This window comes from Vibrio sp. YIC-376 (assembly GCF_052353105.1).
Classification (GTDB): domain Bacteria; phylum Pseudomonadota; class Gammaproteobacteria; order Enterobacterales; family Vibrionaceae; genus Vibrio.
This window is the reverse complement of sequence record NZ_JBBWFK010000004.1, coordinates 106,722-121,538: the sequence shown is the minus strand read 5'-3', so window position 1 is coordinate 121,538 and position 14,817 is coordinate 106,722. Positions and strand designations below refer to the sequence as shown.

13 protein-coding genes are annotated in these 14,817 nt (G+C 39.1%); 5 read left to right on the top strand and 8 right to left on the bottom strand.

The window, feature by feature from the left end:
• Nucleotides 1–703 precede the first annotated feature (703 nt).
• Together WJM94_RS09530 and WJM94_RS09525 are read right to left on the bottom strand one after the other, a co-directional pair.
• The gene (locus WJM94_RS09530) at nucleotides 704–1,294 is read right to left on the bottom strand and encodes a recombinase family protein (protein WP_065871020.1); all 591 of its coding nucleotides are present in this window, start codon (nucleotides 1,292–1,294) and stop codon (nucleotides 704–706) included.
• 625 nt (nucleotides 1,295–1,919) lie between these two features.
• Nucleotides 1,920–2,207 (bottom strand): hypothetical protein, encoded by a 288-nt coding sequence (locus WJM94_RS09525; protein ID WP_080650566.1) that lies wholly within the window; start codon nucleotides 2,205–2,207, stop codon nucleotides 1,920–1,922.
• A 582-nt stretch (nucleotides 2,208–2,789) separates the two neighbouring features.
• Here WJM94_RS09525 and abiEi point away from each other — a divergent pair.
• From abiEi to WJM94_RS09510, 3 genes are all read left to right on the top strand, one after another.
• On the top strand, nucleotides 2,790–3,329 hold the full coding sequence (gene abiEi, locus WJM94_RS09520; RefSeq protein ID WP_444494014.1) for a type IV toxin-antitoxin system AbiEi family antitoxin: 540 nt from the start codon (nucleotides 2,790–2,792) through the stop codon (nucleotides 3,327–3,329).
• Nucleotides 3,330–4,566: 1,237 nt separating this feature from the next.
• A complete protein-coding gene (locus tag WJM94_RS09515) occupies nucleotides 4,567–4,776 on the top strand; it encodes a cold-shock protein (protein ID WP_241620538.1) in 210 nt (69 codons plus the stop codon).
• 203 nt (nucleotides 4,777–4,979) lie between these two features.
• Complete coding sequence (locus tag WJM94_RS09510; protein WP_241620535.1) at nucleotides 4,980–5,135, top strand: hypothetical protein; 156 nt, start codon at nucleotides 4,980–4,982, stop codon at nucleotides 5,133–5,135.
• A 583-nt stretch (nucleotides 5,136–5,718) separates the two neighbouring features.
• On the opposite strand, the gene WJM94_RS09505 is transcribed toward WJM94_RS09510, so the two are convergent.
• The 4 genes from WJM94_RS09505 to WJM94_RS09490 form a co-directional block, all read right to left on the bottom strand.
• Nucleotides 5,719–5,919: a hypothetical protein gene (locus tag WJM94_RS09505; RefSeq protein WP_444494013.1), complete on the bottom strand. Its 201-nt coding sequence runs from the start codon at nucleotides 5,917–5,919 to the stop codon at nucleotides 5,719–5,721.
• A gap of 13 nt (nucleotides 5,920–5,932) precedes the next feature.
• The gene (locus WJM94_RS09500) at nucleotides 5,933–6,082 is read right to left on the bottom strand and encodes a hypothetical protein (RefSeq protein ID WP_444494012.1); all 150 of its coding nucleotides are present in this window, start codon (nucleotides 6,080–6,082) and stop codon (nucleotides 5,933–5,935) included.
• Nucleotides 6,083–6,455: 373 nt separating this feature from the next.
• A complete protein-coding gene (gene cspE / locus WJM94_RS09495) occupies nucleotides 6,456–6,668 on the bottom strand; it encodes a transcription antiterminator/RNA stability regulator CspE (RefSeq protein ID WP_193290701.1) in 213 nt (70 codons plus the stop codon).
• 840 nt (nucleotides 6,669–7,508) lie between these two features.
• Nucleotides 7,509–9,845: a TOTE conflict system archaeo-eukaryotic primase domain-containing protein gene (locus WJM94_RS09490; RefSeq protein WP_444494011.1), complete on the bottom strand. Its 2,337-nt coding sequence runs from the start codon at nucleotides 9,843–9,845 to the stop codon at nucleotides 7,509–7,511.
• Between the two features lie 165 nt (nucleotides 9,846–10,010).
• Here WJM94_RS09490 and WJM94_RS09485 point away from each other — a divergent pair, with 165 nt between their 5' ends.
• Both WJM94_RS09485 and WJM94_RS09480 read left to right on the top strand, forming a co-directional pair.
• Nucleotides 10,011–10,958 (top strand): competence protein CoiA family protein, encoded by a 948-nt coding sequence (locus WJM94_RS09485; RefSeq protein ID WP_444494010.1) that lies wholly within the window; start codon nucleotides 10,011–10,013, stop codon nucleotides 10,956–10,958.
• Between the two features lie 434 nt (nucleotides 10,959–11,392).
• Complete coding sequence (locus WJM94_RS09480) at nucleotides 11,393–12,166, top strand: metallophosphoesterase (RefSeq protein WP_444494009.1); 774 nt, start codon at nucleotides 11,393–11,395, stop codon at nucleotides 12,164–12,166.
• Between the two features lie 383 nt (nucleotides 12,167–12,549).
• On the opposite strand, the gene groL is transcribed toward WJM94_RS09480, so the two are convergent.
• Both groL and WJM94_RS09470 read right to left on the bottom strand, forming a co-directional pair.
• Complete coding sequence (groL, locus tag WJM94_RS09475; protein WP_444494008.1) at nucleotides 12,550–14,148, bottom strand: chaperonin GroEL; 1,599 nt, start codon at nucleotides 14,146–14,148, stop codon at nucleotides 12,550–12,552.
• Nucleotides 14,149–14,176: 28 nt separating this feature from the next.
• Complete coding sequence (locus WJM94_RS09470) at nucleotides 14,177–14,467, bottom strand: co-chaperone GroES (protein WP_444494007.1); 291 nt, start codon at nucleotides 14,465–14,467, stop codon at nucleotides 14,177–14,179.
• Between the last annotated feature and the right edge of the window lie 350 nt (nucleotides 14,468–14,817).

The following is a 14,817-nucleotide window of genomic DNA, read 5'->3' as shown; positions in this document are numbered from 1 at the left end:
TTCATTATACATAAAAAACTTTTTAGTCAAGTTGAAAAAACTCTTGATTAAGAAAAAACAATCTAATATATTAAATCTCGTAGCAGGAAGCAGAGCTTCTATCTAGAAAGTGGCTTAAAGATATATTTAAACTAATATTACTTAACCTTTAAAAGTAAAAGTAATTTCTTCCACCTCACTGGTGGCTTAAAGAAAAATTAGTTTAATACAAGTAAATGTATCACTATTTTATCCACTAATAGATGGTTACACTTCCGCGCCAACTGGCGGTTAAGCGTTGGATAAAAAGGTCGAGTTTATCTCGGCCTTTTTATTATTAATTGTAATACTATTCTCATAATTTTAAATTAAGTCTAGAAGCCTAGCTTATTAAAAGGAAGATCCTCCTACTTATCATTCGGAACATTGTTCTTCCACACAGTTTTTTATTGATTAATCAAATACCCAATCTTTACTATTTTAAGATTGGGATAAGAACATTGTTCCGAGTAAAGAGCAATTCACTCTCGATATGGTTATCATGCATCAATTAGCAGCTTATTCAAAGCTAGCAAAAGATAAGACTTCTACTGAATGTCGGCGAGAGAACTTGGTATTATTCGATAAGCTAAGCAAGAACAAGGTTCTTGCAATATCGTTAACCTCTTAACGAGTAATGACTTCTGGCAGAACTCAATCTTACATTGTCATGGAACATTGTTCTTCATTGAATACTTTCAGTTAACCTCTTGTTCCAATGTCGCTTGACCGTGGGGACGGAGATGCCTAGAGCATGAGCTGTTTTGGATTGGCTCAGTCCCCTTGATCTACATTCTTGAACTTTTTGAGTTGTACTGATAGCTTCTGGTCGGCCAATCCGCTTACCCTCAGATTTAGCCCTAGCCTGCCCTTCCAACGTCCGTTCCCGAATACGGTTTCGCTCAAACTCAGCAAATGCTGAGAACATTTGTAGCATCAATCGTCCCTCTGCTGAGCTTAGATCAGCGGTTGGCAGATCAAGAGATATTGGCGTAACGCCCTTCTCTAACAGCATACTAATCGTATGCTGAACATCGATGTTATCTCTTCCTAATCGATCAAGCTTGAGTACCACCAGTTTGTCCCCTGGCTCCAACTTATGATCAATCAACATTCGAAATTCTCGGCGTTCAGTTGCAGGCACACTCCCCGAAACCGTCTCATGAACAATTCGGTGCTCCTGAATATCGTAGCCAGCATTCCGAATTGCTAAAATCTGATTTGACACTGTTTGCTCGCTAGTCGATACACGACAATAAGCAAATGTCCGTCCCATACTATCCACTACTCACTCCTTTTGGCATCACAATTGGTATCATCAATCGATTAGGTGTCATAAAAATCCGAACACTACTTTATGAGACCGTAAACACTTCATTCCCGTCTGGTATCAGAAAACGGATGCTTGTTGATACTACAGATATGTTTACATCTAGCTAAAGTTGACTACTTAAGTCGATAATTTTGACAAAGTAACTTTGCCTTAAGAAGACCTAGAAAATAAATGAATATCCGTGAGTAACAAACATTACTCTAAATTTAATTCATCTATAATAAAAACAAAGTTACTATTAATTTTCCTTGGCAATAAAATTAATAAAAATAAATTTTATTTTATTAATTTTTCATGTTATAACTATTATAACTGTTATAACTATTATAAAGTTATGACTTACTATAACGCTTGAACTTTAAAAAACGAAGTTCATCGGATAAATTAATCAAAATTTGGGGAAAATTCTTCTGCCACTACTGGCACTTTCAACGCCAGCATTGGCACATTGATTGCCAATCTTGGCAAATTCACTTGCCACCCGCTTTAATAACGGAATTTTCAAGGCTTTCACCACTTGCCTAACATAATTCAACAGGCTTTAACGTTGTGCAAAAAAAGAACAACGTTAGAACACGTTGAATGTCTCATTTTTTCTTGACTTATAACGGTTACAACCATATAGACCAGGAACTCGACATTCTTTACTTTCTTTAATATCTTTTCTTTTCAAACGAACTTTTGGAGCATTGTTCTTGTCATCTAAATTAATAGAATTTGCTCTGAGTAATGCTTCTTCATCTGAAATTTCATTGTAAACCACTTTAAAATCATTAAGCTTAGTTTTACGTTCTTCTCTTGTAGATAGATAACTAATTTCACGATTACGTTTAGAATAAACCAAAACTTGAGACATATCGACAACCCTCTTGATATATATAGACAAATTCAATGACTATTATATTTATCAAGTAATATTCTCTTTGTAAAGGACCTTTAATCACTATTTAAAAATTACATTAACATTTAATTATTAAATATAAATCTTTTGTTTTTTTAATTATTAAATTAGAGATATAGTAATTAGTTAAACTCCTACCCAAAATGAAAAATATCCGAATCTGGGCTATTAGTGTTGCCTTTATCCTCCTCAAAGAACCACATATTTATCACCATAAATTCTCGGTTAGGATCCTAACCGAGAATGAACATCGCATCTCACGATTAGTGCTGCCATTTCCTCACCTCAAAGCAACCATAATCATCCCCATAAGTTCCGAGTTAGGATCCTAACCGAGAATAGGGACCAGCTTTTGACTATTGGTGCCGCCATTTCCTTAGCCTCATAGCAACCACATTCATCACTACAAATTCCAAGTTAGGATCCTAACTCGGAAAAACCAATCAGGGTTCAGGAAGGGTATTAGCGATCACCAATTGCTATCTTCAACCACAAGTGTACAAAAATATATGTCATACTTACTTTTTATGACTACTTATGAGCATTGAAGTGAAGATTGAGGCTGCATTGGAACGCCTGCATAAATTTGACAGGCGAGGTATACACGTTTACCGAAAAAGTGACCTCAGGAGATTATTTTTTGATGATTCACTTACAGCATTCCAGCAAAGTTTACCTCGTTTGGTGAAAGCTGGAGTACTAGAGCGGGTGTGCAACGGTGTTTATGTATTCTCATACAGTCGTCATAAGGACGGTTATACCATTGAATACATTGCTAAATGCTTGCGACGAGGAGAGTACAACTACATATCTCTAGAATCGGCACTCTCGGAATACAGTGTTATTTCTCAAGTAATGCTTGATCGAATTACGATCATGACGACTGGACGCAAGGGAGAGTTTAAGACACCTTACGGCGTTATCGAGTTCACACATACGAAACGTGATGATATTGACATTATCAGCAATACCATAACTTCAGATCGCTCCCTGCGGATTGCTAGTAAAGAGACTGCCATTCGAGATTTGAAGAGGGTTGGCAGAAACACGCACTTGATAGTGATGAATCATGATTAAGGCAGATTTGGGTACTCCCAAAAAACCGCCCAACTTACTTCTGTCGGATAGGCGGCACCTGCTGCCAGGTGCCTCCCTCCTCAGAACCGTACGTGCAACTTTCACTGCATACGGCTCAAGCCTCCACAAAGGCACCGTTAAGCACCCAGTAACAAAATTACCTTTGCGATACACACTCAAAGCTTTAAAACTGCCCCTATGGTCACTTAATGAATAAGAAACCACGGTTCGTTGTCAGAAGACGCACTGATTTCATTCGAAATCATCATTTGCTTTTCTTCTTTAATAAAGTTCTTCAAGCTATCTCGCAACGGGAGACCAGTTAGAAGTCAGCTCGCTTTCGCGCCAGATATAAACCTGTATCCACTTCATTACAAAGTAGCATTCGCTTTTTCTAACCTCCTTTACCTGCATACCTATCGGCAACCTTCACAGGCTGCTTTCCCATAGGGAGATATACAGGCTTACCCTGTTCCGTATGTCGCGTAAAATGTCAACTTAGATGCCCACAATGGTGCGGAGAGTGCAATGACCACGAAAGAGTAATGTCCAATCTCTTTCCGACTCTCGTTGCCTTTTGGCTACAGCGTATTAACCACTTCCGCTGCTTCATCATATAACGCGCCTTAAATGGGTTCACATTACATTCATCATATTGACCCCCTAGCACTCACCCAACTTGTGGTTGTCAGGAGAAACGTCCTCTCACGATTCCGTTCCCGCTCAGTTTAATGACCAAGCTTCGTTACATTGTCAGAGCCGCTGCTTTATTCAGGCTCCTAGGGGCATCTGGTGATACAGATGGTTCACTCTTCGTGGTGAACAACGCTTTATACGACTTCAGGTCGCACGGACATAAATGAGTTTAGGGTTTCAGTAGCGCTTTAGCTTTCGGATAACTTTTAGTATTGTAAAACGCAATTAGGCTCCTTTTACAGCAGTACTTTAGATAGAAGGAATTGGACATTACTCTTCCATCCACGGATTCTGAGCTAGATTGTTACAACAACTTTAAACTTGCAAGGATTAACTAAATTGAAAATAAAGGTATCTTTAATTAAATAAGTCTGTATAGTAGATCGTGCTCTGACAAAGAGTTGTTTCAAGATAAAGTATAAAGAAAGTCTTCCAGCGTCATTCCTAGCAAGTTTCTCTCTGTAATCTCCCTTAATTCGCTATCCTAAAAATAATACCTATGTTCAGTGCACCTTAATTTTAATTTTATAAGGGGCATAATATGTCTAATCAAGTAATTGGTACAGTAAAGTGGTTTAACGAAACTAAAGGTTTCGGTTTTATTTCTCAAGAAAATGGCGATGATTTATTTGTTCATTTCCGAAGCATTTTAGGCGATGGTTTTAAGAAGCTTGTTGAAGGCGATAAGGTTTCTTTTACTGTAGGCAAAGGGCCAAAAGGTCTTCAAGCTGAAAATGTAACGACTATTTAGTCTTACAGTTGAATTTTAACTACCTTGTCATATGTGTGACAAGGTAGTTGCTCTGGCAAAGAGTTGTTTCAAGATAAAATATAAAGAAAGTTTTCCAGCGTCATCCCTAGCAAGTTTATCACTGTAATCTCCCTTAATTCTCTATCCTAAAAATAATACCTATGTTCAGTGCACCTTAATTTAAATTTTATAAGGGGCATAATGTGTCTAATCAAATCGTTAATAATGAGAATAGAATTAATAAAAATAATGCTATTCAAAATACAGAAACTTCAATCAATAAAAAAACACAAGTTAATAGCCTTCTCCAAAGAATTTCCAATGGTGAAAGTGGTGTTGTTTTGGAGGAATTACTTTGAGAAATAATGGTCGAAAGAAGATCTGGTTTAAGTTGAAAAAGTTCGAATCAAACACTAAAAAAATTTATCAAAATGAATAACCTGTTTGTAGAGGGTTGCCATCTGGCAACTCTTTCTCGTTCTATGCTATAGCCAAATTGTTTAACTAGAGATTAGCGTTATTGTCATCAGAGAAATATGAGCATAGAGGCCATACACCTCAGCCTCTAACAGACTTAGGGCACTTTTGAGTTAGAAAGTGCCGACTTGTAAAGGTTATGGCCATTTCTGTGTCTGTGACTTTACTAAATTAGATAAATACGGATTATTCCAGCTATTGCGAATTTCTAAGACACAGGCTTGTCAGAATAAAGAAGAATCAGTTCCGAACTTAGTAATCTGTTTATTCTGATAGCTTGATAGCATCTTTTAATTTCACAACGTCTGATTATGACGAGTCTGGTTTTCCCTCTTGCATAACTGTATATTTAACAGCGGCGTTACACTTAAGACATTGATACTGAGTGAGTAAGAGAGGTAGCAGTATTTAGTAGAAAAATTTTGGACGTATTTTATATAGAGTAGAAGAAACTATTTAAAATAGTTAATTTTTATTAATGTATCGTTCAGCGTTTGCAAATAGTTTATCGCAGGCTTTTTTCTGAGTATTATACTCAGATGAACCTTCTGTCATAGATTCCAGAACCTCTTTTGCTTCTTGATACTCCTTGACCATAACAGCAAATCGTTCTTCGAAGTTATTCTTCTGTGTTTTTTTGGTTGATTTTCTTACTGGTTTTCTCATATCGCTTTTTACCTTATAGTTCCCAAAGTTTTTTTTCTTCTCGTTCTAACAAAATCTTTTCAATTTTTTTTCTTATCTTATGAATACTATCAGCACTGTCTTCTGTACTAGAACTCTTACATTTGTCCGCTTTAGGCTTAGAACCCGTTGATGGCTTTTTCAAAAGCTTATTCTCCCTCTCTAATTTGGATATAAAAATTCCCCAAAACCTTCCCGTATGAATCTTTAATTCAACCAGAATTTTCAAGTTCACAAAATGAAAAGCGGAGGTCAAAGAGGCTGGTATTTAATCTAGGAAGAATATGACGTTTTAGTACATCGCTGTTTAACTGATGTATGGTAGCAGACCAAGAAATCTCATCATAATAAAGACAATATTTTACAATGAACAAATAACTTTTTGTCCTTTGGTTAGTCTCTGTTCACGCAGAACATAATACCAATATGTCTTTCGATTAGTTTTTCGAGTCATCGGACTACTTATTAAATTTAAAGCAAAAAGATCTCTTCTAACGAAGAGATCTTTTAATTAATTCTTATACTAAAGTAACGTTGCCAGCTTGTGGACCTTTGTTACCTTGTTCAACATTAAAAGCAACCTTTTGACCTTCAGCTAATGTTTTAAAACCTTCGCTAGCAATTGATCTGAAATGAACAAAAAGGTCAGCACCACCGTTATCAGGAGTGATGAATCCAAAGCCTTTAGTTTCGTTAAACCATTTTACTGAGCCAGTTGTTTTATTTGACATAATATATCTCGATACATTGAATGAATTAAAAAGAAAGCTACTAAATAAGGAATGAAGAAAAAGGTATCGCAGGATAGATATGACGAATTTAATCGAATAAAAACTGAGAAGATCTTGAACTTAATATATTACTAATAGCTCACCGTTTGAGCTGACGACACTATACACTATGTGCACATAATAGATATGTATTTCTGCATTAATTTTTATTATCCATTAAATCAAACACTTAAAATCCAATCTATGATAAATAAAAGATTAAATTAAAATCAACAGTATCATTAGAATAATTATTGCAAAACAGATATTCGATACAAGCATGATGCCTGTTTCTAACTTTGAATGGGGCAGAAACGAGTTATAGTTGGTGCTCAAAATCTGTGCTCAAAATCTGTGTTCAAAATCGTGCACTTCGGATAAATTGAATTGGATAAAGCCAAGTAAACGAATAGGCGAAATTTGTCTAGGAGATCGGTGGCAGTCCAAGTCTAACCTAAGCATGTCTATAAAATCGGTGGCTATTCACTTTTAGCCTTGTGCGTCATATAAACCTCATTCATAAATATGCCTACCGTAGTTACGATAGCACAATGACATTCTCACTAGTCTCAGCGATGTTGCTCTAATCAAAAACCTTAACTAGAAACAATAAAAGAAAACAATTTCATACAGTTAAAGTCAACTAAGATTTAGACACTAAAAGTTAGTGTCTAAATCTTAGTGCTGAAAAATAAAACAACACTTCCAATCATTACCTGTACAGAAGTTACACTTCAAGTAACTTCTGTAAAGTACATTAGCGTTTATCGATACCTGTTAGATATCGAGGTAAAACCAAGACTAAATCAATTGCTCTTGGATTATTGATTCTGATAAAAAGCCAAGTGCCCGATACCCTTTTTCTCGTTTATTGAACATCCTGAGCAGCATTGGAATTTTTGCATCAACATAGTCGATCACTTTCACCTCCTCTTTTCCTTTGTAATCGCGTTGTATTCGCCCTACATATTGGATTAACGATCCTTTCCAAGACACAGGCAACGCCAATATCAAAGTGTCTAGGCGTGGAAGGTCAAAACCCTCACCTACAAAACGTCCTGTGGCAACAATGACTTGTGTACTGTCTAGCTTCGACATTACCTCAGCTTGCTGCTTTTTCTTCATCGAACCCACTAATATTTGGTGTGTGATCCCCACATCATTAAGCAAACCTGCAATGATATTGGCGTGCTCTCTCCGCTCGGTTAACACGATCGGAACTCGGCCATTAGAGACTTCCTTTTGAATTCCCTCGACAATAGTGGCGTTACGTATAGGGTGAAGCATTAACCAACGATAAATCTCAGAAATATGAGGTTTAGGTTCGTTCGAAGATAAATGTAAAGGCACTTCCAGGGTCAGCTCTCGGCGGTCTAATACCTGAGCAAACTGATTGTTTCGGTCTGACTTTATGGTATGCCTTACTCTACCAGCTTGCATAAATATTATCGGTTGATGCCCATCTCGCCTTTCAAGTGTTGCACTCACCCCAACGACATACTTAGCATGCGCTTCAGATAACACCTGTTCGTATTGAGGTGCAGAAAGGTGGTGGCATTCATCCACAATGATTTGACCATATTCTTTCACCAACGAATGCACACTATTGTCGCTCCTATTTATCAAACTTTGATAAGTCGCGATATCAACTTGTCCTGTTGGTTTCTTCTTGGTTCCTGTATACACGCCGATACCGATACCCTGGGTGAAAGCTTTTAAACGCTCTTGCCACTGGTCAACAAGCTGCTTGTTATGCACCAAGATAAGAGTATTGACTCCCCGCCTTTGTATTAAACCAATTGCTGTTACCGTTTTGCCAAAGGCAGTAGGAGCATGAAGAACACCGATGTCATGCTGCATTAGCACATCAATCGCTTTACTTTGCGCTGAGCGCAAAGAGCCAACAAATGTCATGCCTGCTAGCGCCTGGCCAACAAAACGATTATCCGTTACTTGGAGAGCAATACCTAATTCTGAGCAAATAGCCTTTACGTCATCCCAACAGCCCCTTGGCAAGCACAAGTAACCACTATCTAATTCCGCCAAACATATAAAACGTGCAATTCCGTTGGTAGATAAACGCAGCCCTTGGGCTTTGAAAAACTTAGGATTCGAAAAGGATGCCAATTTCTTAAACTGGGCGATTAAAGGATTCGGAACTTGGCTTATCGGTAAGTACAATCTGTTAGCAAGAACGATATCCAGCGCCTTAGGCTTGTCTGGGATGGAAACGCTAGTGTTCACTGTTCGTTCCCAGGGCTTAATTGATACACCATCCTCGGCATCATTTCGATGCTCCACTCTGCTTTCGAGAAGTAATTCTATTTTCTCAATAGATAGTCGTCCCATCGACGCTAGCACCTCCCATTGTTCAGAGTATGGTGTAAAGGACTGATCAACAAACACCGTGTTTCCGTTTGCACGAGATTGTTTTTGTAACGGTAACGCAATCAGATTCCCAATTCCTCCAATAGGCAGCACGTCTTGGTTGGGGAATAGGCGGTCATAGGAATCAAATGACAAAGCGCCATGAATTTTCATGGCTTCATCAAGTAAATAGAACCCTAATTGTCGAGCCACTTTTGCATCAGTCGCTTGTGCAAAGAAAATCCATACATGTGCCCCCTGACCTGAACGAGATCGCTCTAATAAGCAATCGATACCTTTTAGTTTGCACACTTCGACATACGCAAGAGAGGCTTCTTGCCAATCACTTTTGTCAAAATCAACCGCGAGTAGCCAACAGGTGTTGTCCGCTAGCATAGGATACAAACCAACAACTTCTTTACCAGTAAGGTGGGCATACACAGCGACATCATCTAACGGCTTGAATGCTTGATTGGGGCACTCCAAACACTTTACTTTAGGTTTGCCACATACACCTTGATGCCACTCGTTTTCGCAAGCGATCGCATAACCACTTCTGCCTTGTTGATTCTGCCACATATGTGCATACAATTGAGCATTACCTTTAAAATAACTCTGATAGATAGACAGTTTTTGTTGAGGTGACATTTCACATGCAGGTGCCTTGGTAATCGCTTCCTGCGTCAATAGACGCTGCTTCTGCTGTTCAAGTTGAGCAAGCTCCTTTTTCAGCTCATGAATCTTTTGTTCAATTAGCTCAAGCTTATCCATATATAGCCCCGACTATTACATCACTTTCATACAGTTGATAATCGATTGTATAAAAGGCAATACGAAAACAAAGGCACAATTCATAACCTATCTAACATATTTATAAAGCATTTTTGCCTAAAATAAGTACATATCGTCGCTAAATTGAGAGTTATTCACGTTTTGATGATGCTTCAACATGTGCCTTTCGGCTTAAGAACCCAAGATCAGACATTCGTTGATGTCGCAGATGTTGTGCGAGGGAAAAATTGCGGCTGTATATGCCCTTCTTGCCACACACCACTGATTGCGAGACAAGGTGAAGAAAAGCAATGGCACTTTGCTCATGCGAGCCGCAAGGTTGAAGGAACTGATAAAGAATGTGATTTTTCTTTTTTTGTTTCTGTGCGCATGATGGCGAGACAAGTGATAGAAACAGGTATATCTATTGTGCTTCCTGAGTACAGGAGTTCTCTCGCAAAACAAGCAAAAGGAAAGTGCTTCAAAGAAGATTTTTTAGTTGCTAAGTCATCCACCATCTTACTTGATAACGTCGATAAAGAAGCTTCATTTGAGAAATGTGTTGTAGACGTAATGGGCCAAGTCGGTAATTTCACCTTTGTTATTTACTTTACCCACCCAAACCGTCCACTACCAAGTGAATTGCTCACTCCACATAACAGGCAATGCGGTATACTCGAAATCAAGCTGGATGATACACATCACCTATTTACACGTGATAAAGTCTCAGGGATTCGGCAACTAGACAGACTAAAAGATTACCTTCAACACGATGTCGAATCTAAAGTGTGGGTATTTCACCCGCGCTACGCTCAATTGGAGCAAGAAGCGACTGAGCGATTATCCTTAAAAGCATCTCAGTACACTCCGCCCCCTACTCCGAGTATTCATAATGACCAACACCGCCATCGCAACCAGAGGAGTTTCAAGCTTAATCGTTCCGATTCATGGCAACCAGCAATGAAAACTATCCAGCCAGCACCTGTGCCAAAACGTTCAGCTCAATTTGAGTGCATCATGTGTCAATGCCATTGGCAAGTTACGCTACCTAGTAAACCAATCTGTCCTAAATGCCATAGCCACCTATACGCTAGCGAGATCTCATCAAGATAAGAACCACATCAAGCGTTCATTTTATTCTTTTGTTCATTTTTTATGAACAAACCAAAAAAATGAACGCAGCCAAATACTATTCTTAGTTTTTGATTCTCAAGACTAGCACTCTGAAAACAACTAATGAGTAGTTAAAGTTACATAAGCAAACCAAAACCCACACAATGAGTAGCAAAGGTGTCATTAGGAGCAAATACGTCTCCCAACCAATCGCCGATGAAATTCCTCTTTTGTGTGCTCTGACTCTGGCACAAATACACGCATACCTAAATCAATTTCATCTCAAAAAATGCAGATAATGAGATGAAATTGATTTAAAACGTAAAGATTGGCTGTTTTTTATCCTCAACATATATGGAAATAGCTAACCCTTAATCTGCAGGAGGTATACTGTACGCAATGGCCACATTTACAAACTCAGCCAGGTGGAGAAATTGAAATTTTACGCAGTATCTGATTTGCACTTGGATTTACACGGTATCCATCGGAGCTTTTGGCATAACTTCGATAGTGACGCTGTTTTGATTATTGCGGGTGACACCGCCAATGCGCTCAATGGCATTGCGTATGTAAAAAATGTTCTGTGCTATTACTTTAAAGCCGTTGTCCTCATTGCAGGGAACCACGAGTGGTACAGCAGTAAAAGTAAATCTTACCGTTCTGGCTATCTGCACAAACAAGATTCAATAAGCTCCACAGACAGTAGATACTCCCCAATAGCAAAGCTTAAGGTGCATAGTGACGCAACTAAGAATTTGTTTTTTCTGGATAATGAGTCAATAAATTTAGATGGATGTAGTATTTATGGAGGAACTCTTTGGTTTCCTATCCACACATACTCGTCTGCGCTGATTGATGCGTACTCAGAACTGATGAATGATACAAAGTACATCAGCCATCAAATGATTGAAGAACAGCACAAAGCATTCATTAACAACTTTCCAGAGAAAGTTGATATAGCAATATCTCACCACCTTCCATCTAAAGAAGCTTTTGCTTTCGAGCAAAATGCCAGCAGCGATTATGCTCCGTATTATCATGCAGGGTTGAGTAATGAGTTGATCTCAAGAGCTAGGTATTGGGTGGCAGGACATCAACACGATCCCGTAGAAAAGATCATTGCTGGTAAAACCACTTTCATTTGCAACCCAAAAGGCTCTATCCCACTCAAGTCAGGAGGCTTGAAGATCAAGGCATACTACCTTTAAAGGAAAATGTCCCAGTTGATTTATGAAAGCCTTTGGCTTTCTCCTACCAACCATTTTTGTTCATTAATTTATTGCGTTCATTAGATTTGAACAACACATAAAAGTGAACAGCATTCCACTACACTTATAGCGAGCGTAGGAGTTGGGAGAAAAATGCAGGCCTTTTGGGCAGTACTTCTGTTACAGAAAACTCTGCCCCAAAGTTAAATGAGGGAAAATAAAACGCTTTAGGCCATATTGAAGATGCTTGATTTTTTTGGACTCGAACACAGAGAAATGAAGCTAGGATAAACAGTTCATTACACTTACCTCACATTGATTTGATAGCGGGCACCGCAGTGCCCGCTAAGTTGTTCACGTTGAACGAATGTATCTTCTAGTAATTATCCATCTAGATTCTTTTCTTCAACAAAGTCCGAGACCATAGCTTCTGTAGTGATCATCAGACCTGCGACCGATGCTGCGAATTGTAACGCTGAGCGGGTTACTTTCGCTGGGTCTAGTATACCCATTTCTATCATGTTGCCGTACTCACCAGTCGCTGCGTTGTAGCCGTAATCGGTATTGCCAGCTTTGACAGCATTGGCAACCACTGATGCCTCATCACCTGCATTGAGGGCAATTTGACGCAGTGGCTCTTCCATTGCGCGAATTGCAACACGAATCCCCATATTTTGATCATCATTGTCACCTTGTAGATCGGCCAACTCTTTGGCAATCTTGGTTAGTGCAACACCACCTCCAGCTACAATCCCCTCTTCAACGGCAGCACGAGTAGCATGCAATGCATCATCAACACGATCTTTCTTCTCCTTCATCTCTACTTCTGTTGCTGCGCCGATTTTAATCACCGCTACACCACCAGAAAGCTTAGCAATGCGTTGCTGAAGTTTATCTCTGTCGTATTGAGATGTGGTGGACTCAATCTGCTTTTCAATCAATGCAACACGATCGGCAATAGCGCCACTGTCAGATGCACCACCAACAATGGTGGTGGTATCTTTCGAAATAGTAACTTTCTTCGCACTACCTAACTGCTCAAGTGTCGTTTTCTCTAGTTCTAGGCCAATCTCTTCAGAGATGACGGTACCTGCTGTCAATACTGCAATATCTTCCATCATCGCTTTACGGTTGTCACCAAAACCAGGGGCTTTTACAGCAGAGGCGCGGACGATACCACGCATATTATTCACTACCAATGTGGCAAGTGCTTCGCCTTCAATATCTTCAGCAATAATCAATAGCGAGCGTGAAGCTTGTGCAACAGCCTCTAAAACAGGTAATAGTTCACGGATGCTGCTAACCTTTTTATCGACCAACAAAATGTACGGATTATCTAGCTCAACAGTGCCATTATCCTGATTTGTAATAAAGTAAGGTGACAAGTAGCCACGGTCAAATTGCATACCTTCAACCACTGACAATTCATTGTCTAAACCTTGGCCTTCTTCAACGGTAATCACCCCATTGCGCCCAACTCTTTCCATCGCTTCGGCAATGATTTCACCAATAGCACGATCACTGTTAGCTGAGATGCTGCCTACTTGAGTAATTGATTCTTTGTCACTACATGGTTTAGACATTTCACGCAGCTTTGCCACTGCCGCTTCACTTGCTTTATCAATGCCTCGTTTCAAGTCCATCGGGTTCATACCCGAAGCTACCGCTTTAAGACCCTCATTTATAAATGCTTGCGCAAGAACTGTCGCTGTGGTTGTACCGTCACCAGCTTCATCGTTGGCTTTCGATGCGACTTGCTTAACCATCTGAGCACCCATGTTCTCGAACTTGTCTTTGAGTTCGATCTCTTTGGCAACCGAAACGCCATCTTTGGTGATAATTGGTGCACCAAACGATTTATCCAAAACAACATTACGACCTTTAGGGCCGAGCGTAACTTTTACCGCGTCCGCTAAGAGGTTGACACCTTTAAGCATTTTTTGACGTGCGTCATTAGCAAATAATACTTCCTTTGCAGCCATGATTTATCTCCTCAAAAACTACTTTTCATTACTCTACAATTGCTAGAACATCAGATTCAGACAGAATTAGATATTCTGTGCCGTCAATTTTTTCGGTTTTTACACTGTACCCATCATTGAAAATGATATCGTCGCCAACTTTAACTTCCATCGTCGCGCGATCACCATTTTCAAGACGTTTACCAAAACCCACCGCAACAACTTTACCTCGGTTAGATTTTCTTACCGATTGGGAAGTGAGTACAATTCCACCTTCAGACTTGTTTTCCACCTCTTGTCGTTCAACAAGTAGCTTGTCATTTAAAGGACGAATTTTCATATTAAGGTGCCTCCTACCTAGTACAAAAATAAAAGACAGTTGAAGATAATTTATTGAATAAGAAGCGACTTACTCGCTTTCGATAAAATAGATAGGGTCGAAGAAAACAACTTCAAGGGGGTGGTAAATAATAGTTATTTATTTATACGATAAATATTTTTTATAATAAGTCGCTACTCTATCGTTTTACTCAAATCAGGATCTAGTAACCGTGTAAATACAGTCACGGGCACGGGTTGGAAAAAGTTTGCTAGCGCCATTGTAGAATTAGCAATCCATGAATTATCACCCTACTGCTTCATTCCTAGATTTCGAGGTTCTTCGGGGACAAGGAACTATTACGAGAAACA